Source organism: Burkholderia sp. IO2, from assembly GCF_029522185.1.
Classification (GTDB): domain Bacteria; phylum Pseudomonadota; class Gammaproteobacteria; order Burkholderiales; family Burkholderiaceae; genus Burkholderia; species Burkholderia cenocepacia.
Genome location: NZ_JAKWFH010000020.1, coordinates 36,122 through 55,521 on the forward strand (window position 1 = coordinate 36,122; position 19,400 = coordinate 55,521).

The 19,400-nt window shown below is 66.9% G+C and carries 14 protein-coding genes; 10 read left to right on the plus strand and 4 right to left on the minus strand.

Annotated elements, in window-relative coordinates:
- Positions 1–312 precede the first annotated feature (312 nt).
- The 9 genes from MMB92_RS15030 (at position 313) to tssA (ending at position 10,982) form a co-directional block, all read left to right on the plus strand.
- Positions 313–939, plus strand: coding sequence for a tetratricopeptide repeat protein (locus MMB92_RS15030; protein ID WP_060263510.1), 627 nt, complete (start codon positions 313–315; stop codon positions 937–939).
- A gap of 46 nt (positions 940–985) precedes the next feature.
- Entirely contained in the window at positions 986–1,501 is a 516-nt protein-coding gene (tssB, locus tag MMB92_RS15035) for a type VI secretion system contractile sheath small subunit (RefSeq protein ID WP_006484395.1), read from the plus strand.
- Positions 1,502–1,516: 15 nt separating this feature from the next.
- Complete coding sequence (gene tssC, locus MMB92_RS15040; RefSeq protein WP_006484397.1) at positions 1,517–3,007, plus strand: type VI secretion system contractile sheath large subunit; 1,491 nt, start codon at positions 1,517–1,519, stop codon at positions 3,005–3,007.
- 70 nt (positions 3,008–3,077) lie between these two features.
- Positions 3,078–3,581, plus strand: a complete 504-nt coding sequence (locus MMB92_RS15045; protein WP_006477093.1) for a type VI secretion system tube protein Hcp — start codon at positions 3,078–3,080, stop codon at positions 3,579–3,581.
- A 62-nt stretch (positions 3,582–3,643) separates the two neighbouring features.
- Positions 3,644–4,129 (plus strand): type VI secretion system baseplate subunit TssE, encoded by a 486-nt coding sequence (gene tssE / locus MMB92_RS15050; RefSeq protein WP_006477092.1) that lies wholly within the window; start codon positions 3,644–3,646, stop codon positions 4,127–4,129.
- 76 nt (positions 4,130–4,205) lie between these two features.
- Positions 4,206–6,041: a type VI secretion system baseplate subunit TssF gene (gene tssF / locus MMB92_RS15055; RefSeq protein WP_048986026.1), complete on the plus strand. Its 1,836-nt coding sequence runs from the start codon at positions 4,206–4,208 to the stop codon at positions 6,039–6,041.
- Complete coding sequence (gene tssG / locus MMB92_RS15060; RefSeq protein ID WP_058901209.1) at positions 6,005–7,105, plus strand: type VI secretion system baseplate subunit TssG; 1,101 nt, start codon at positions 6,005–6,007, stop codon at positions 7,103–7,105. Before tssF ends, tssG begins: the two co-directional genes overlap by 37 nt.
- 41 nt (positions 7,106–7,146) lie before the next feature.
- Positions 7,147–9,816, plus strand: coding sequence for a type VI secretion system ATPase TssH (gene tssH / locus MMB92_RS15065; RefSeq protein WP_277562755.1), 2,670 nt, complete (start codon positions 7,147–7,149; stop codon positions 9,814–9,816).
- 44 nt (positions 9,817–9,860) lie between these two features.
- Positions 9,861–10,982 carry a type VI secretion system protein TssA gene (gene tssA / locus MMB92_RS15070; protein WP_006494418.1) on the plus strand — a complete coding sequence of 374 codons (1,122 nt, stop codon included), beginning with the start codon at positions 9,861–9,863 and terminating at the stop codon, positions 10,980–10,982.
- Positions 10,983–11,075: 93 nt separating this feature from the next.
- Here tssA and MMB92_RS15075 read toward each other — a convergent pair whose 3' ends face one another.
- The 4 genes from MMB92_RS15075 to MMB92_RS15090 form a co-directional block, all read right to left on the minus strand.
- On the minus strand, positions 11,076–12,026 hold the full coding sequence (locus MMB92_RS15075; RefSeq protein ID WP_006494417.1) for an OmpA family protein: 951 nt from the start codon (positions 12,024–12,026) through the stop codon (positions 11,076–11,078).
- 4 nt (positions 12,027–12,030) lie between these two features.
- A complete protein-coding gene (gene tagF, locus MMB92_RS15080) occupies positions 12,031–13,020 on the minus strand; it encodes a type VI secretion system-associated protein TagF (protein WP_006483243.1) in 990 nt (329 codons plus the stop codon).
- Positions 13,017–16,961 (minus strand): type VI secretion system membrane subunit TssM, encoded by a 3,945-nt coding sequence (tssM, locus tag MMB92_RS15085; protein ID WP_034201072.1) that lies wholly within the window; start codon positions 16,959–16,961, stop codon positions 13,017–13,019. The genes tagF and tssM overlap by 4 nt, the downstream gene beginning before the upstream one ends.
- Positions 16,962–17,262: 301 nt before the next feature.
- On the minus strand, positions 17,263–18,108 hold the full coding sequence (locus MMB92_RS15090) for a M15 family metallopeptidase (RefSeq protein WP_277562756.1): 846 nt from the start codon (positions 18,106–18,108) through the stop codon (positions 17,263–17,265).
- 121 nt (positions 18,109–18,229) lie between these two features.
- On the opposite strand from MMB92_RS15090, the gene MMB92_RS15095 reads away from it, so the two are divergent.
- Positions 18,230–19,222, plus strand: a complete 993-nt coding sequence (locus tag MMB92_RS15095) for a hypothetical protein (RefSeq protein WP_012492311.1) — start codon at positions 18,230–18,232, stop codon at positions 19,220–19,222.
- Positions 19,223–19,400: the final 178 nt, after the last annotated feature.

Consider the following 19,400-nt stretch of genomic DNA (forward strand, 5'->3'; position numbering starts at 1 on the left):
GCGTATCCCCGACATTGCACCGTTCAACTATTAAGCACGCCCGCGTCAGGCGAGCATCCGGAAATTTTTTCCGCCATCCGGGCGGCGCGTCGTGCAACCAGTAAAACTTGCGCATTCCGGTCGAAAGAAAAACCGCTGCGAGCCCGCAGCGAGCGGCCATTCGAGGGGGTAGCGCCCGGTTTTAAAAGGAATTACTCTTCACACGACGATTGAATTATGAAAAATTGATCGGTACTATACCCGCGCGCTTCTTGCAAAGCAAAAGAACCAGATTCTCAACGATTTAAAACTCACGCGCCGGTGGATATAACGATGAAAGACCGTCTCTTCGCAAAACTGTCTGGGGTAGTGGTGGCTTGCGGCGTGATCGCCGGTTGTGCGAGCCAGCCTCCCGCGCCGCCGACTGCGGAAGTGTTCAACAAGTCGCTGGCCGATGCAGACGCCGTCGCGAAGGCGGGGGACCAGGACAAGGCGCTCGGCCTGTACCAGCAACTCGCGAAGTCGGACCCGACGCGCGAGGAACCGTGGTCGCGCATCGCGCAAATCCAGTTCGCACAAAACCATTACGGGCAGGCGATCGTCGCCGCCCAGGAAGCGCTGCAGCGCGACGCGACCGATCGTCAGGCGAAGAGCGTGCTGGCCGTCGCCGGCCTGCGGATCGCGACGCAGTCGCTCGGCGAGCTGCGCCAGGATGCATCGCTCGCGGGCGATGCGAAGTCCGACGCGCAGGCGCTCGCGAAGCAGTTGCGCGACACGCTCGGCGAATCGGCGCTGTTTCCGCCAGAAACCAAGATCGCGAAACCGCGCCCGCCGCGCCGCGTCGTCCATCGTGCGAAGGCCGCGGCCGCACCGACGGCCGAAGCGGCCGCGAGCGCCGCCCCGACGCCGCCCGCGGCGCAAAAGGGCAGCGCGGATCCGTTCGGCGCACTGCGCAACTGAAACCGCAACTGACGCGATAACCACAACTAACCTGGGAGCCGTCGAGATGGCCAAGAAAGAAAGCATTCAGAAAAGCTTGCAGAAAATACGGCCGCCGCGCGTCCAGCTGACCTACGAGGTCGAGAAGGGCGATGCGATCGAGGTGAAGGAACTGCCGTTCGTCGTCGGGGTCGTCGGCGATCTGGCGGGCCAGTCCGAAATCGAGCAGCCGAAGCTGCGCGACCGCAAGTTCGTCAATATCGACCGCGACAATTTCGACGACGTGATGAAGGCGATCGAGCCGCGCGCCGCGTTCCAGGTGGAAAACCGCCTGAGCCCGGAAGGCGGCAAGTTCGCGGTCGACCTGAAGTTCCGCTCGCTGTCGGATTTCAGCCCGGACGAAGTCGTCGAACAGGTCGAGCCGCTGCGCCGCCTGCTCGAGGCGCGCTCGAAGCTCGCCGACCTGCGCAACAAGCTCGCCGGCAACGACAAGCTCGAGGATCTGCTGTCCGAGGTGCTGAAGAACACGCAGCAGCTGCAGGAGCTCGCGAAGGGCACCGGCGGCGACAAAGACGGCGAATGACGACGGAGTGTTGAGATGAACCAGCAAACGGCTGCGGCCCAAGCGAGCGGCGCGGAATACGCCGCCGGGACTTCGTTGCTCGACGACATCGTCGAGAAGAGCAAGGTCGCGAAATCCGATTCCGAGCATGCGCGTGCGAAGGACCTGATCGGCGAGCTCGTGCACCAGGTGCTCGACGGCACGGTGATCGTGTCGGACAACCTGTCGGCCACGATCGATGCGCGCGTCGCGGAACTCGACCGCCTGATTTCCACGCAGCTTTCCGCGGTGATGCACGCGCCGGAATTCCAGCGCCTCGAAAGCACGTGGCGCGGGCTGGACTATCTGGTCAAGGAAAGCAACACGGGCCAGACGATCAAGATCAAGGCGCTGCACGCGCCGAAGCGCGACCTCGTGCGCGATTTCAAGGGCGCGAGCGAGTTCGACCAGAGCGCGCTGTTCAAGAAGGTCTACGAAGAGGAATTCGGCACGTTCGGCGGCTCGCCGTTCGGTGCGCTGATTGGCGATTACGAGATCTCGCGCCAGCCGGAAGACATGTATTTCATCGAGCAGATGTCGCACGTCGCGGCGGCCGCGCATGCGCCGTTCATCGCGTCGGCGTCGCCGGAGCTGCTCGGCCTCGAGTCGTTCTCCGACCTCGGCAAGCCGCGCGACCTCGGCAAGGTGTTCGACACCGTCGAATACGCGAAGTGGAAATCGTTCCGCGACGCCGAGGATTCCCGCTACGTCGGCCTGACGCTGCCGCGCTTCCTCGGCCGCCTACCGTTCAATCCGAAGGACGGCCAGACCGCGGAGAACTTCAACTTCGTCGAGGACGTCGACGGCACCGACCACGACAAGTACCTGTGGTGCAACGCGGCATGGGCCTTCGCGGCACGCCTGACGGCCGCGTTCGACGACTTCGGCTGGTGCGCGGCGATCCGCGGCGTCGAAGGCGGTGGCCTCGTCGAGGATCTGCCGACCCACACGTTCAAGACCGACGACGGTGAAGTCGCGCTGAAGTGCCCGACCGAAATCGCGATCACCGATCGCCGCGAGAAGGAGCTGAGCGACCTCGGCTTCATCCCGCTCGTCCATTGCAAGAACTCAGATTACGCCGCGTTCTTCGCTGCGCAGTCGGTGCAGAAGCCGAAAAAGTACAGCACCGACAGCGCGAATGCGAACGCCGTCCTGTCCGCCCAGCTTCAGTACATCTTCTCGGTATCGCGCGTCGCGCACTACCTGAAGGCGATGATGCGGGACAAGATCGGCAGCTTCGCATCGGCGCAGAACGTGGAGACTTTCCTCAACCGGTGGATTTCGCAGTACGTCCTGCTCGACGATAACGCCTCGCAGGAACAGAAAGCGCAATTCCCGCTGCGCGAGGCATCCATACAAGTGTCGGAGATTCCGGGCAAGCCGGGCTCGTATCGTTCGGTCGCGTTCCTGCGCCCGCACTTTCAGCTCGACGAACTCTCGATTTCTCTGCGACTTGTCGCTGATCTGCCCAAACCGGCAAATTCATAAGCGAGTAAATCGCCCGGGCGGGCCGCCTGGGTAGGACGTTAAAACCACCTCTTTGGGGAGTCGAAGGGCCATGTTACATATGCACTTGCAGTTTGGTAGTCCCGCGGTGAAGGGCGAATCCGCGGACAAGGACCATCAGGGCTGGATCGAACTGAAATCGTGGGATCACTCGATCGTTCAGCCGCGTTCGGCAACCGCATCGACCGCTGGCGGTCACACGATGACGCGTTGCGAGCACGGCGACATGATCTTCACGAAGGAAATCGATTCGTCGAGCCCGCTGCTGTACCAGCACGCTTCGGGCGGTACCACGTTCGACGAAGTGACGGTCCATTTCTCGCGCGCGGACGGTGAAGGCAAGCGCGTGCAGTATCTGGAAGTCAAGCTCAAGTACGTGATCATCTCGAGCATCGCCCCGAGCGTCCGCGAGGAAGGTCTGCCCCTCGAGACGTTCTCGCTGAAGTACGCAGCCGTGCAGTGGAAGCAAACCCAGCAGAAGATCGGCGGCAACCAGGGCGGCAACACGCAAGGCGCCTGGAGCCTGACGAAGAACGACAAGACCTACGCGGTCTAAGGTCGGTTGCGGCAACGGGGCGCTCGGCGTCCCGTTGCCGTTTTCGCTGTCAACACCGGCCGATGAAACGATTCGAACCCAGTTTTCTCGACAAGCTGTTCGACGACGAACCGCATCTGCCGGCCTCGGCCGCGATGCGGCAATTGTCGCTGGACGAGCTCAAGAACACGGTCGCCCGCGACGTCGAGGCGATCCTCAACACCCGTATCGCGCATACCGAGAACGAGCTGGCCGCGCTGCCGGAATGCCAGAAATCGGTGCTGACCTACGGGCTGAACGATTTCGCGGGGCTGAGCCTCGCGAGCCACTACGACCGCGCATTCATCTGCAAGTCGATCCAGCAGGCCATCGCGCGCCACGAGCCGCGCCTGCAGCAGGTGCAGGTGACGTTCGAGCTGAACGAGCAGGCCACCAACGCGCTGTACTTCGCGATCCAGGCGCTGCTCGTCGTGCACCCGGCCGAGGAGCCGGTGAGTTTCGACGCGATGCTGCAACCGTCGACGCTGCAGTATTCGGTCACGCGCGCACGCGCGGCACGCATGCAGTAAATCAAGCCGCCGAGCGGGCCGGACCGCCCGGTGGTGAATCAGGTCCGGCAGGAAATATTGAGGTTCGGGGTCGTCGATGGAAGAATTGCTGCCGTATTACGAACGCGAATTATCGTTTTTGCGGCGCTATTCGCGAGATTTCGCCGAACGCTATCCGAAGATCGCCGCGCGCCTCGCGCTGTCCGGCGAGCATTGCGAGGATCCGCACGTCGAGCGGATGATCGAGTCGTTCGCGCTGCTCGGCGCGCGCATCAACAAGAAGCTCGACGACGACTACCCCGAATTCACCGAAGCGCTGCTGGAAGTGCTGTATCCGCACTACCTGCGGCCGTTCCCGTCGTGTTCGATCGCGCAGTTCACGCCGGCTTCGCCCGGCCAGCAGACCGAACCGGTCGTGATCGAGCGCGGCACCGAGCTGAAGAGCCGTCCGATCCGCGGCGTGCAATGCCGGTTCCGTACCGCCTACGACGTGACGCTCGCGCCGATCCGCATCTCGGAAGCACGCTATACGCCGGTCGCGCTCGCGCCGAGCGCGACGGTGCTGCCGTCGAACGCGACGGGCGTGATCTCGATCACGTTCGAATCGCTCGCCGCGCAGCTCGATCTCGGCGCGCTGAAGCTGTCGACGCTGCGCGCGCACCTGCACGGCGAGCAGTCGTTCGTCGCCGCGCTCACCGACTGCCTGTTCGTCAACGTGCTCGGCGCGTACGTCGAACCCGAACGCAACGGCCGCTGGACCGCGCTGCGCAAGCTGCCGATCGCGCAGGCCGGCTTCGCCGAGGACGACGCGCTGATCGACTATCCGGCGAAATCGCATCCCGCATACCGGCTGCTCACCGAATACTTCGCGTTCCCCGACAAGTTCGATTTCGTCGACTTCGACCTCGCGGCGATCGCGCGCGCGTCGGGCCGCTGCCAGCGCGCGACGCTGCATCTGGTGCTGCAGGACGTGCGCAGCGATTCGCATATCGCGCGCCTGCTCGAATTGCTGACGGCGAGCCATTTCCGGCTGTTCTGCACGCCGATCGTGAACCTGTTCCGCCAGCACGGCGAGCCGATCCGCATCACGCACCGCGCGGTGTCGTATCCGGTGATCGCCGAGGCGCGGCGCGCGTTCGCGTACGAGGTGTACTCGATCGACTCGGTGAAGCTCGTCCGGCAGCAGGCGCACGAGGAATCGGTGATCGAGTTTCGGCCGTTCTATTCGCTGCATCACGGCGAAGCGGCGCGGATCGGCCACTACTGGTTCGCGCGGCGCAACGACTGGGTCGCGCAGAAGAGCCCCGGCTACGAAACCGAGATCTCGATCGTCGACATCGACTTCGAGCCGACGTCGCCGCAGACCGACACGCTGAGCCTCGATCTCACCTGCACGAACCGCGACCTGCCTGCCATGCTGGCGTTCGGCCTCGAAGGCGGCGACCTGTTCCAGGAAGGCGGCGCGCAGACGAGCGGCATTTCGCTGCTGCGTCGCCCGACGCAGAGCGTGCGCTTCGAGCGCGGCCGCGCCGCGCACTGGCGGCTCGTGTCGCACCTCGCGCTCAACCACGTATCGCTCGTCGCGCACGGCCTCGCACCGCTGAAGGAAATGCTGACGCTGTACGACCTGCGACGCACGGCGGTGTCGATGCGCCAGATCGACGGCCTGGTCGGCGTCGAGCAGCGCGGCGCCGTGCAGTGGCTGCCCGGCAAGCCGTTCGCGACCTTCGTGCGCGGCATCGAGATCCGGCTGACGATCGACGAGGAACACTTCGTCGGCGCGAGCCTCGCGTCCTTCGTGCGCGTGCTCGACAGCTTCTTCGGGCTGTACGTCCACCTCAACAGTTTCGTTCAATTGGTCGTCGTGTCGAAGCGCACCGGCGAGGAGATCATTCGATGCAAGCCCCGAACCGGCGAATCGATCCTGGCGTAGTCGACGCGCTGCTCGACGAGCCGCACCGCTTCGAGTTCTTCCAGGCGGTGCGCGTGCTCGAAGGGCTGTTTGCGCGGCAGGCGTCGGATGCGCCCGGCGCGTGGCGGCAGGGCGACGTGGTCGCGCAGCGCATCGCATTCCGCAACACGCTGTCGCTCGGCTTTCCGCCGAGCGAGATCGAAGGCGCGCGCTCGTTCGACGACGACGGCGCGTCGCTGAGTTCGGGCGAGCAGCGCGGCGCCGCGCTGGCCGCCGGCGAGCTCGGCCGCGTCGAACTGACGCCCGCGTTCTTCGGGCTGCTCGGCGGGCAGGGCGCGCTGCCGCTGCACTACACCGAGCAGATCGTCGCGCGCGAGCATCTGCGGCGCGACCATGCGGCGCGCGCGTTCTTCGACGTGTTCTCGAACCGCGCGACCGCGCTGTTCTACGCGGCGTGGAAGAAATACCGGCTGCCGTTCCACTACGAGCTCGACCGCGACGAGCGCTACCTGCCGCTGTTGCTCGCGATCGCGGGCGTGCCGAGCGACGAGGTGCGCGACAGCCTCGCGGCCGGCGCGGGCGGCGTGCTCGACGAGGCCGTGGCCGGCTACGCGCTCGCCGCGCGGCACCGGCCGATGTCGGCCGCCTACCTGCAGCGCACGCTGTCCGATTACTTCCGCGTGCCGGTGAAGATCGACCAGTTCGTCGGCAAGTGGTACGACGTGCCGCCCGATCAGCTGAGCGTGCTCGGCGAAGTCAATGCGGTGCTCGGCGCGACGGCGCTCGTCGGCGAGCGCGTGTGGCAGCGCGACATGCGCGCGCGAATCGTCGTCGGCCCGCTGTCCAAGCGCGACTACGAGGCGTTCCTGCCCGGCGGCGCGCAGGCCGTCGCGCTCGAGCGGATGCTGACGCTGCTCGCCGGCGTCACGCTCGAATACGAGGTGAAGCTCGTGCTGAAGCGCACCGAGGTCGGCGCGAGCGTGCTCGGCGCGGGCTCGCGGCTCGGCTGGGATGCGTTCCTGTGCACGCGCGACGCGGCCGAGGACCGTTCGGACGCCCGCTACGAACTGCACGTGATTCACTGAGACCCTAACAACAACACGCAATCGAACCTGAGATCGACGCCATGAGCACGCCTCTGAAGACCCTGATCACGAAACTGAACCCGCTGTGCCGCCACGCGACCGAGCGGGCGGCGAGCGCGTGCCTGGCGCGCGGCCACTACGAGGTCGATCTGGAACACCTGTTCCTCGCGTTGCTCGACGAGGCGACGGGCGACCTGCCGCTCGCGTTGCGCGCGAGCCGCGTCGATCCGCATGCGCTGCACGCCGATCTCGAACGCGAGCTCACGCGCCTGAAGACCGGCAACACGCGCACGCCGGTGTTCTCCGTGCACCTGATCGCGCTGTTCGAGCAGGCGTGGCTGATCGCGTCGCTCGATTCGCAGCTCGGCCGCATCCGGTCGGGTCACCTGCTGCTCGCGCTGCTGACCGCGCCGGATCTCGCGCAGTTCGCGCAACGGATGTCGTCGCGCTTCGCGGAAATGAACGTGACGGACCTGAAGCACAAGTTCGACGAAATCATGGCCGGTTCGAGCGAAGCCGAGCCGCGCCAGACGGACGACGAGGGCAGCGACGTCGCGCCCGCCGCCGACGGCATGGCACCCGCGGCCGGCCCGTCGAAGACGCCCGCGCTCGACACGTACACGACCAACCTCACGCAGCGCGCCCGCGACGGCAAGATCGATCCGGTGATCGGCCGCGAAGCGGAGATCCGCCAGGCGATCGACATCCTGATGCGCCGTCGCCAGAACAACCCGATCATGACCGGCGAGGCCGGCGTCGGCAAAACGGCGGTCGTCGAAGGGCTCGCGCTGCGGATCGCGGCCGACGACGTGCCGCCGCCGTTGCGCGGCGTCGCGCTGCACGTGCTCGACATGGGGCTGCTGCAGGCCGGCGCGAGCGTGAAGGGCGAGTTCGAGAACCGGCTGAAGAGCGTGATCGACGAGGTGAAGAAGAGCGCGCATCCGATCATCCTGTTCATCGACGAGGCGCACACGATCATCGGCGCGGGCGGCCAGGCCGGCCAGAACGACGCGGCGAACCTGCTGAAGCCGGCGCTCGCGCGCGGCGAGCTGCGCACGATCGCCGCGACGACGTGGAGCGAATACAAGAAGTATTTCGAGAAGGATGCGGCGCTCGCGCGGCGCTTCCAGGTCGTGAAGGTCGAGGAGCCGAGCGAGCCGCTCGCGGCCGCGATGCTGCGCGGGATGTCGGGCCTGATGGCGAAGCACTTCAACGTGCGGATCCTCGACGATGCGATCACCGAGGCCGTGCGCCTGTCGCATCGCTACATCAGCGGCCGTCAGCTGCCGGACAAGGCGATCAGCGTGCTCGACACCGCATGCGCGAAGGTCGCGCTCGCGCACAGCGCGACACCGGCGGCGATCGACGACACCAAGAAGCGCATCGAGCGCATCGATGCGGAAATCGCGTCGCTCGAGCGCGAGGCGGCGGGCGGCGCGGCGCACGACGAGCGGCTTGGCGAGCTGCGCGGCGCGCGCGACACGGCGCTCGAACAACTGGCAAAGGACGAGGAACGCTACGAAGCCGAGCGCGTGATCGTCGCCGAGATCACCGAGCTGCGCGATGCGCTCGACCGCGCACGCGGCCCGTCGGAAGACGGCCAGCCGGTCGACGTGCAGGCCACCCGCGACAAGCTCGCGGAGCGCGTCGCGGCGCTGCACGCGCTGCAAGGGGGCGAGCCGATGGTGCCGCTGCAGGTCGACGGCCACGTGGTCGCCGAGATCGTCGCCGCGTGGACCGGCATTCCGCTCGGCCGGATGGTGAAGGACGAGATCGACACCGTGCTGAACCTGCAGCCGCTGCTGACCGCGCGCGTGATCGGCCAGGACCATGCGCTGGAGGCGATCGCGCAGCGCGTGCGCACCGCGACCGCGAACCTCGAGGATCCGAACAAGCCGCGCGGCGTGTTCATGTTCGTCGGGCCGTCGGGGGTCGGCAAGACCGAGACGGCGCTGGCGCTGGCCGACATCCTGTACGGCGGCGAGCGCAAGATGGTCACGATCAACATGAGCGAGTACCAGGAAGCGCACAGCGTGTCGGGCCTGAAGGGCTCGCCGCCGGGCTACGTCGGTTACGGCGAAGGCGGCGTGCTGACCGAGGCCGTGCGCCGCAACCCGTATTCCGTCGTGCTGCTCGACGAAGTCGAGAAGGCGCACCCCGACGTGCTCGAAATGTTCTTCCAGGTGTTCGACAAGGGCACGATGGACGATGCGGAAGGGCGCGAGATCGACTTTCGCAACACGCTGATCATCCTGACCTCGAACGTCGGCTCGGCCGCGGTGATGCAGGCGTGCCTGAACAAGCCGGCCGAGGAACTGCCCGACCCGGACACGCTCGCCGAGACGCTGCGTCCGCAGTTGTACAAGACCTTCAAGCCGGCGTTCCTCGGCCGGATGAAGGTCGTGCCGTACTACCCGATTTCCGACGACGTGCTGGCCGAGATCATCGAGCTGAAGCTCGAACGCATCCGCCGCCGGATCGAAGCGAACCACAAGGCCGCGTTCGAGTGGGACGAGTCGCTCGTCGACGCGGTGCTCGCGCGCTGCACCGAGGTCGACTCGGGCGCCCGCAACGTCGACCACATCCTGAACGGCACGCTGCTGCCGGAGATCGCGGGCCACGTGCTGGGCCGGATCGCCGACGGCGCGGCCATCGCGCGCATCGCGGTGCGCGCGGACGAGGCCGGCGAATTCGCGTACACCGTCGAATGAGTCCCCGCACGCGACATCTCATGCATCAACGGATTCACTGAACCATGCCGATCAATCTCCCCGAGCTGCTGACGCCGATCAGCGAGGCGTCGCCCAGCGGCGACGACCTGCTGTTCTCGAACGAATTCGACGCGATCCAGGACGCGCGGCGCTACGACGACCCGACGCTCGACCAGGGCGAATGGGTGACCGAGATCAAGGAGGCCGACTGGGGCTTCGTCGTCGACCATGCGGGCGAGCTGCTGCGCACGCGCACGAAGGACCTGCGGCTTGCCGTGTGGCTGACCGAGGCGCTCGCGCTCGAGGACGGCATCACCGGCCTCACCGAAGGCTATGCGCTGCTCGAGGGTCTGTGCCGCGAGTTCTGGGACACCTTCCACCCGCTGCCCGAGGACGACGACATCGAGCACCGGCTCGGCAACGTCGCATGGCTGTCCGGTCGCACGGCCGAGCTGCTGCGCGCGGTGCCGCTGACCGACGGTGCATCGAATGCGTTCAGCACGCTCGACTGGGAAGTCGCGCAGCACGTCGCGCAGTCGATCAAGCGCGACCCCGAGCATGCGGACGACATCGCGCGCGGCAAGCCGTCGATCGAGCAGATCGACGCGTCGCGGCGCGTGACGTCGATCGCGTTCTACACGGCGCTGCTGGCGAACCTGAAGGCGTTCGAATTCGCGCTCGATGCGTTCGAGGAGCGGCTCGTCGAGCGCGCGGGCGATTCGGCGCCGAGCTTCCGGCAGGCGCGCGACGCGTTCGAGACCGTGTACCGGCTCGCCGAGCGCTTCGCGCGCGAACAGGGCTATACCGGCAGCGCGCCGCACACGCAGGCGGCGCAGCAGGCCCAGCCCGAGCGCATCGAGCCGGTGTTCGGCCAACCGATCCAGACCGAGGAGACTCACGTGCAGCAGCAGACCGCTTCGCGTCCTCCGGTGACGCAGACGATCGCCGGCATCCAGAACCGTGCGCAGGCCGTCGACCAGTTGCGTGCGGTGGCGCGCTATTTCCGTCAGACCGAGCCGCACAGCCCAGTCGCGTATCTCGCCGACAAGGCGGCCGAATGGGCCGACATGCCGCTGCACAAGTGGCTCGAGAGCGTCGTGAAGGACGACGGCTCGCTGTCGCATATTCGCGAACTGCTGGGCGTGCGGCCCGACGAGCAGTCGTAAACGCAAGACGGGCGGTGCATCGCTGCCGCCGCCCGTCGTATGCCGTGCCGCCGCCGCGCTCCGTCATGGAGACGGCGGCCGGTCGAGGTCCCGTTACTGCCCGACGCGGAATTCGATCCGCCGGTTCCGCGCCCGCCCGTCGGCCGTATCGTTCGGCGCGATCGGCTGATCCGGCCCGACGCCCGTCGTCGTCATCTGCTGCGGCGGAATGCTCTTCGTGATCAGGTAGCCCTTCACCGCATCCGCGCGCGCCTGGCTCAGCGCGATGTTCGACGTCCGGTTCCCCGAGTTGTCGGTGTGGCCGATGATGTCGACCGTGCGGTTCTGCATCTTCGCGAGCGCGGCCGCCATCTGGTCGAGGATCAACTTGCCCTGCGGCGTCAGCGTCGCGCTGCCGGTCTCGAACTCGATCGTCCGGTTCGCGAGCGTCTGGTCGAGCACGCCCTGCTCGGACGCCGACACGCGCAGCCCGTTCTTGATCGTGTACGTCGGGTTCAGCGTGTTCGCCATGTCGCTCGCGAGCTGCTGGCGCTGCGCCTCGTTGTGCACCTCGCCCTTCATCTCGATCTGCGTGCCGTTGATCTTCAACTGGCCCTTGCTGATCTGCTTGAGCTGCGCGCCGAGCAGTTTCTGCACGTTCGCGCTCCAGTTCGGCGGCGTCGCGACGTCGCCCACCTCGATCTGGTCGACGACGTTCGTCGCGCCGTAGGTATCGCGCAGCTTCTGCAGCACGGCGGCCTTGGTCGCCTCGTCGGGCACCTTGCCGCCGACCACCACCTGGCCGGGCGCCGCGTTCGCGGGCGGCGGCGTGAGCGTGCCGGCGGTGCCGTGCACCACCGTGCCGGACGCGCCGCCGGCGTTGGGGTTGGCCTGCGGCAGCGCGGTCGTCGCGACCGTGCCGTTGCCGACCGGCGTGACGGTCGCACCGGTGTTCTGCGCGAAGGCCGCGCCGCTCGCGACGAGGCCGGCCGCGAACAGCGCGGCGAGGGCGGGCGAGACGGCGGCCGACAAGCGTGCGCGCCGGACCTGAATCGTGCGATGCATGCGGTCAGCCTCCGATGAACGCTTCGCGGAACGCGTCGATGGCGACGCGCAGCGAGAGTTGCGGTTGGTCGAGGTAGCTGACGAGCTTGCTGATCTGGTGATCGTTTTGCGCATGGGCGTCGATCCACTCGGGATCGTCGATGTCGATGTTGTGGGCGGCGTAGGTCTGCGGGTCGACGACGCTCAGCAGCGTCTTCGCCGACGCGCCGTTGAAGCCGATGACGAGCCGTTCGCGTTCGGCGATCGTGCCGATGAAGATCGCGAGCTCGAAGTCGGCCTGCGCGACGAACGGCGCGATCAGCTCGAGCCAGAACGCGGCGACGAGGCTGCGGTAGAACGGATCGACCGGCAGCGGCAGCGTGAGGCCGCGTTCGATGTGCGACGAACCGCTCTGCATCACCGGCCGCAGCAGCGAGCCGAGCGCGAGCATCGCGCCGCGCAGCCGCACCGGATGACCGCTTTCGAGCAGCATCTCCTGCAGGCCGTGCAGCGTCTGGTGTTCGACGAAATCGTTGAAGGTGCCGTCATGCGACGTGCCGGGGCCGCCGATGTCGATCGGCACCTGCGTGTCGCCGAGCGCCTGCAGCGCGCCGGGCGGCTCGTCCTTGCCGAGCAGCGGCGGGATCTGCGCGGCGACGCGCGACCACAGCCGCGCGAACGCGAGCGGGCTGCGCGCGAGGAACGCGACCGGCCGGTCGACCTCCAGCGCGGTGGCGCCGAGGAACGGGAAGCGGCGCATCGACACGTCGTGACTCGCGACCATGTGGCCCGCGATCGCGAGCTTGCTGCGCGAGCCGAGAAACGCGAAATGCATCGGCTTCGCATCCTCGTAGACGATCTTCCAGCGCGGATCTTCCGCGAGCAGCTCCAGCGCCTGCGCGATCCAGCGATCGAGCGTCTGCAGCAGTTGCGGATTGTGCGCGCTCTTCACGAAGTCGCCGCGCGACGGAATCTTGCCGAAGTAGGCGATTTGCGCCTGTACGGTTTGCGTCATTGCGCCCTCTGTGCATTCGTTGCGTTGGCGGCCGCGACCGCCGGCGCGGCGCCCGGCGTGCCGGTGCCGGCTTGCGTCGCGTTCTGCGCGGCGCCCGCGCTCGCGTCGGCGACCGACGACGGCAGCTGCAGGCCGCGCAGGCTTTGCTGCTGCGGCTGGTCGCCGCCACCGGCCGACGGTTGCGACGTGCTGATGATGCGCATCGTCACCGACACGTTCACGCTGCCCTGTGCCCACGTCAGGTCGAAGGTGCCATCCGGACGGCGCTTGCGCTGCGCCGAGTTGATCAGCTTCTCGAGACCGTAGCGGCCCGGCTCGTTGACGAGCTGCACCGTGCGGCCGTCGAAGGTCGTCGCGGACAGCGTCGCGCCCGGCGAACCCTGCGGGTTCGGCCACACGAAGTTGGTCCACTGCGGCGGCGTGTTGCGGTAGCGCAGCTGCTGGCCGTCGATCGCGATCGTGTATTCCGTCGTGCCCGTGCTCGGTTGCGGCAGGATCTGGAACACGGTCTGCGGCTCGGCCGACGCGGCTGCGCTGCCGGCCGCGCCGCCGGCGAGCGGCGCGACCCAGCGGGCGAAGCCGTTGGTGAAGTCCGGCGTGAGTCCGATGCCCATGTCGCCCCACGTGCGGGCGGCGAGCGTGTCGCCGCGGCGCACCGCGAGCGGCCCGAGCGTCGTGCCGACGAACTTCGCGATCGAGCCGTCCGGACCGAACACCTGCGCGATCTCGCCGGCGCCGGCCTCGACCTTCGCGTTCGCGGCGAACGGGTACTTCGTCGCGAGCGAGCTCTGGAACGGCTGGTAGACCTGCGCGTTCCACACCTTGTTGACTTCGGCGCTGGCCGGCTGGATCACGACCGCGAACGCCTGCATCAGCGGCCGCACCAGCAGCGGACGCAGCGACTTGCGTTGCGAATCGGTCAGGCCCGTCAGCATCTGCTCGTCGACGAGCTTCAGCGAATCGGCGAGTTCCGAACCGCTGCCGTCGAGCGTCTGCTGCATCAGCTGGCGCGCGCCCGGCCCCGGGTCGCCCTGGTTCTTGATCACGTTGAAGCGCGTGCGGACCTTCGACAGCGACTCCATGTAGCCCTTCAGCATCGACGTGCCGTCGTGCGTCGCGACGATCCGCGCGAGCCCGACGAACTCCTGGCCGATCGGACCCATCGGCACCTCGGCCGGATTGCCGTTGATGTCGATGTTGGCTGCCGCCACCTGGCCGGCCTGCGAGCGCGAGAACAGCTGCTTGACCCAGTTCACGACGCCCGTCTGCGCCTTCTTGATCGTCACGTTCGCGAGCGACGGGTTGTCCCACGACGTCTGGTCGTACGCGGTCTCGAGGATCTTGCGGATCGGCGAATCCTGCGGGTCGCCGAGGCGGTTCATCCCGTCGACGGCCTGGCCGAAGCTGGTGAAGCCCTGTACCGCGATGCCCTGCATGAACTTCTGCCAGTGCTGCGCGTACTCGGTCTTGTACATGCCGACGAGCGTCTTCTGGATCTGCTCGGGGCTGCCCTCGAGCGTCAGGTCGTCCTGCGTCGACGTGTTGAGCACCCAGTCCTTCGCCTGCAGCTCCTTGGTCGCCGCATCGCGGATCGCCGGCTGCACGTAGTCGAACCACGCTTCACGCGTGAACGTGCCCGGAATCGCGTAGCTGCCTGCCACGAGCCCCTGGTTGCCGTCGCCGACGATGCGTGCGATGGTCATCGGCGCGAAGCGGGTCGACGCGCGGGCCTTGATTTCCTCGTAGACGCGCTGGCGGGCCGGCATGCCGCGCACCACGCGGCGCAGGTTCTCGCGCGTCTGGTCGACGAGCGCGAGGTTCGCGTCGATCATCGGCCAGTCGTTGTCGTTCACGCGGGACAGGTAGAACGAGATCATCCGCTCGGCGCTCCGGATCATCTCGTCGCGCGGCATGTTGCCGCGATTCGTCTCGAGCCAGCCGCGCCAGAAGCGGGCGAGCTGGTCGGTCAGGTGCGCCTGTTCGACGTGACGCTTGTCGGACAGCATCAGGTACGTCTTGAGCGCGTTGTACGCATCCTGCACGTTGGTTGGCGACGCGTCGCTGTAGAGGCCGCCTTGCGGGGCGGCCGCCTGTTGCGGTGCGGTGGCCGGCGCGGTGCCGGACGCGGCCGGCGCGGCGCCCGCCTGCGGGGCGGCGCCTGCCGCGTTCGTCGAGACCGGTATCGTGCCGCCCTGCACGGCGCCCGATTCGGGCGGGCGCGTCATCGGCACGAGCTGCTCGGGGTGCGCGTTCACGTCCTTCATGAACGACGCGAGGTTTTGCGAGACCGGCGCGAGCAGGATCTGGCGCACGCCGTTGTAGTACTCGGTCAGCAGATGCTGCTCGAGCCGGTCGCCCTGGTACAGGCCGAGCGACACCGACATCGGCTTGTCGCGGCGGAACTGTTCGAGCTGCTCGATCCGGTCCTCGAGGATGTCCATCGCCTGCAGGCGCGACTGCAGGTCGTTGCGGCCCTGCTGCAGGCGCGTGACGTTGTCGAGGTCGGCCTGCACGTTCGCGACCAGCTGCTGGTTGCCGATCGTCGACCAGGTCCAGCCGCCCAGCGCGAGCGCGAGCGCCGCGACGAAGCCGAAGAAGGTCGCGTAGCGCAGCCGCGTCTTGGTCGGGCTCGCGAACTGGCGCACCGTCTGGCGGTCCGCGAAGATCACCTTCGAGAACAGGTCACGCAGGAAGAAGCCGTTCTTCGAGAACGCACTGTGCGGTTTCGGCAGCGCATTCCCGTCGAGGCCGAAGCGGTGCGCGATGCGCTGCGCGGCCGCGCTGTTGGTTTCGCCTTCCTGCAGCGCGCTGGTGAAGTAGAAGCCGCGGAAGATCGGCTTGTACTGGAACGGGTTGTTCTCGAACAGCGTCGCGAGGAACGCGCGCAGCGACGGCTTGATCGTCGAGAATTCGAGCGGGAAGCTCAACTGGCCCGGCGACAGCTGGTTGCCGCGCGACAGCGACAGTTGCGCGACGCTGATTTCCTTCAGCCCTTCGTAGAGTTCCTCGAAGTGCGTGTCGAACTGCGCGACGACGTCGCGCTTGTCGTCGGGCTCGTAGGGCAGGGTGGCGCCCCACACGCGGTCGTACTCGTGCTTGTCGCTGCTGCTGAAGAATTCGGTGAAGCCGGTGATCAGGTCGGCCTTCGTGAACATCACGTAGACCGGCGCGAACACTTCCAGCTTTTCCGTCAGCTCCTGAACGCGCTGACGGAGGTTCTTCGCGAGGTTGATCGCGAATTCGGGGCGATTGCCGGTGAGTTCGGCGATGCTGGCCGTGACGATGATGCCGTTGATCGGCGCCTTCGGACGGTAGCGCTTGAGCAGCCCGAGGAAGCCGAGCCACTCGCTGCGGTCTTCCTCGTGCACCGAATAGCGGCCGGCCGTGTCGAGCAGGATCCCTTCGGTCGTGAAGAACCAGTCGCAGTTGCGCGTACCGCCGATGCCGTGGATCACGGCGCTGTTCTTGTCCGCGAACGGGAACTGCAGGCCGGAATTGAGCACGGCGCTGCTCTTGCCCGCGGCCGGGTTGCCAATCACGATGTACCACGGCAGTTCGTACAGCGCGGAGCCGCCCGACACCTGGCCGATCTTCGACGTCTTGATCGTCTTCACCGCATCCGACAGGCGCGTGCGCAGCACGTCGAGGTCGGCGGTCTTCGCGTCCGGTGCGAGCGCGGCAGCGGCCGGCGCGGCGATCTTGCCGGTTTCCGCCTGCTCTTCCAGCACCTGGCCGAGCTGCTGGTTCGCACGCTTCACGCGCCAGCGGCGCCACAGCGCGACCACGAGCCACAGCGCGAGGATCGCCGCGAACGCGGTCGCCGCCCACAGGAGCGGCAGCTGCAACATGTCGGCGACGATGAACAGAATGGCCGCTAGCGCGACGATCCCGACGATCGAGAGCGTACGCGGATGAGTCAGCACGTTGAGGATGCGTTGCATAGGACGTTCAGGTTCCGGTGCGATTCGGTGAGGCGACGCAGGCGCGTCGAGCGGCAAGGGTGGCGCCGCGATGTGTCGCCATGCTGTCAAACGGGATGAAGGGGGCTGGCATCAATGCGCCCGCGGCATCGGAGAAGGCGCGCGCATTAACGAAAGGACGCTGTGAGATTTAAAACGGAAGCGGCGGCCGGAAAAAATCGCGCACCGGAATGCCCGATTTTCTGCGTCGCCCATATCGTTTCCTGCCGGGATATTAAAAAGCCCCATGCCGCCCTCATTATTTCCTGTCCGGCAGCCCTGGCTAGCTGCCGCGTCCCAGTTTAAAACCGGGTTTATGGTATTCCACGTGCCCGAGATCCATCATTTTCCATCGGCCGCCCCAGATCAGGCCGACTTGTTCGGCGACCTGGCCGTACAACTGGTAGCCGCGCATCGCCCACGGATCTTTCTCGGAAATGACCAGCTTGCCGTCGCGCAGGAATGCGTTATCGGCCGCCAGCCCGAATTGGTGATAACTCTGGAAGGCTGCCGCGTTGGTCACGTTGCTGCCCATCTGCGCCAGCCGGTTCTGCCGTTCCGGGCTCCGGTAACCTTCCAGCAACGCCATTTCATAACCGTGCTGTTCGTGCATGATCTTGTAGACCAGCAGCAAACGCGTACGGAAATCCGGATCCAGCAGGTTCCAGTCGCGGCTCGCATCCTTCAGCGCCGGGCGGACCTGTTCGACTTCCTTGGTGGCGAAGACTTCCGGCGGCAGCGGCGGGGGCGGCACGAGTTGCTCGCCCTGCAGCAGCGCGGCGATCTTCTCGTCGGGCACGCGCGCCGTGTCGTCGTACTGGAACAATTGCCGGCCGCGTAACGCAATGGCGACCAATGGCGGCGTCGCAAGAATACCTGCCGATACCATAATCATCAAGCGCCGCCGAACCAGTAAATTTTGCACATCGTTTAATGCGCCGCGCGTAACGCTTGCCGATTTAACAATCTGACTCCGCGTGCGCGCGGCGCGATCGTTCGCACGGCGGGTAAGACGGCCGTGAAACTGGGCAACGGATTCGAAAACGGTCGCGCGGATACCCGGTAAAAGCAACAGTGCCGCAACGGCGACGGCAAGGGCGAAATAGGCGACGAGTGCGACGGCAATCAACGATATCCCCGGAAATTGGAATTGATTGTGTTTTGCAATGCTTGCTCTTAGAATCAGGCTGCTTCGAGAGGCCGGGCTATATTATCGCGGTGAATTAAACCAGGATTCAATGAGACGCTGAATGAGTGCGCCGGAAAATTCAAATTCGAAAACTCCGCCCAGCCTGCTGTCCGATACTAAACCGGCGGGCGAGGGAGGGCCACGGCAGTCGCGCATTCTCGCGGATCTGGAAGGGCGTGTCACGCCGCCCGCCGAGCCGCCGCGCCGTTCGCTGAAGGCGCCGATCGCCGCGGTCGTGGCGTTGGTCGTGGCCGTCGGCGGCTGGGGCGCGTGGCGCATGCAGCAGTCGTCGGGCGAGCAGCCCGCGGTCGTCGCGGCCGCGACGGCACCCGCGGCGGCTGCGCCGGACAAGGCCGCGCCGGCCAGCGGCGCCGCCGCGCAGGTCGCGCAGAACGGCGCGTCCGCTGCGTCGGCCGTGCAACCGGCCACGATCGTCAACGACGATTCGGCGTCCCAGGCCGTTGCATCCGCATCGGCTTCCGCCGCCTCCGCGGCGGACAACAGCCGGCTGTCGCGCGCGCTTGCCAACGGCGCCGAAGAGGGCTCGGGCGGGGCGGCCGCGGCCGGCGTCGCCGCCACTGCGGCCGCCGCAGCGGCGACGTCCAAGACCGCGAAGGCCGACGCGTCGAAGAGCACGAAGGTCGCGGCTCACGGCAAGACCGACACGAAAACCGAGGCGAAGGTCGACACGAAGGCCGAAGCCCGCAAGCATCGCAAGGAACAGCAGGCCGAGCTCGCGCAGGCGAAGAAGCGCCGCGAAGCGACGTCCACCCGAACCGCGAAGGCGGCCGGGAAGGACGATCCGGATGCCGATCTGCTCGCGGCGCTCGTCGCGCGCACGAAGCCGGCCGACAAGAAACTCGCCGCGCAGAAGGGGCAGGCCGTGCCGACCAAGACGGCGGCAACCACCGGCGGCTCGCTGGCGTCGCGCGTGAAGGAGTGTTCGGAGCGCGGTTTCTTCGAGGATCAGCTGTGTCGCTGGCGCGTGTGCGACGGCCACTGGGGCAAGGACCCCGCGTGCCCGAGCGCCGCGCAGTCGGAGACGCGGCAGTAACGCGTGCCGCGCCCGTCACGAGGTCTTTCCGGTCAGCGCCGCCCATCGGGCGGCGCGTTGTTTTTGGGGCAGGAGAAGCTGCCGGTATGATGTCGCGTGACACTGTCACGCGCGCGTCACGCCCGTCGGGCATACGTCTCCTTTCCTTACCCGGCGCGGGCCCGCGACCCGCGATGTG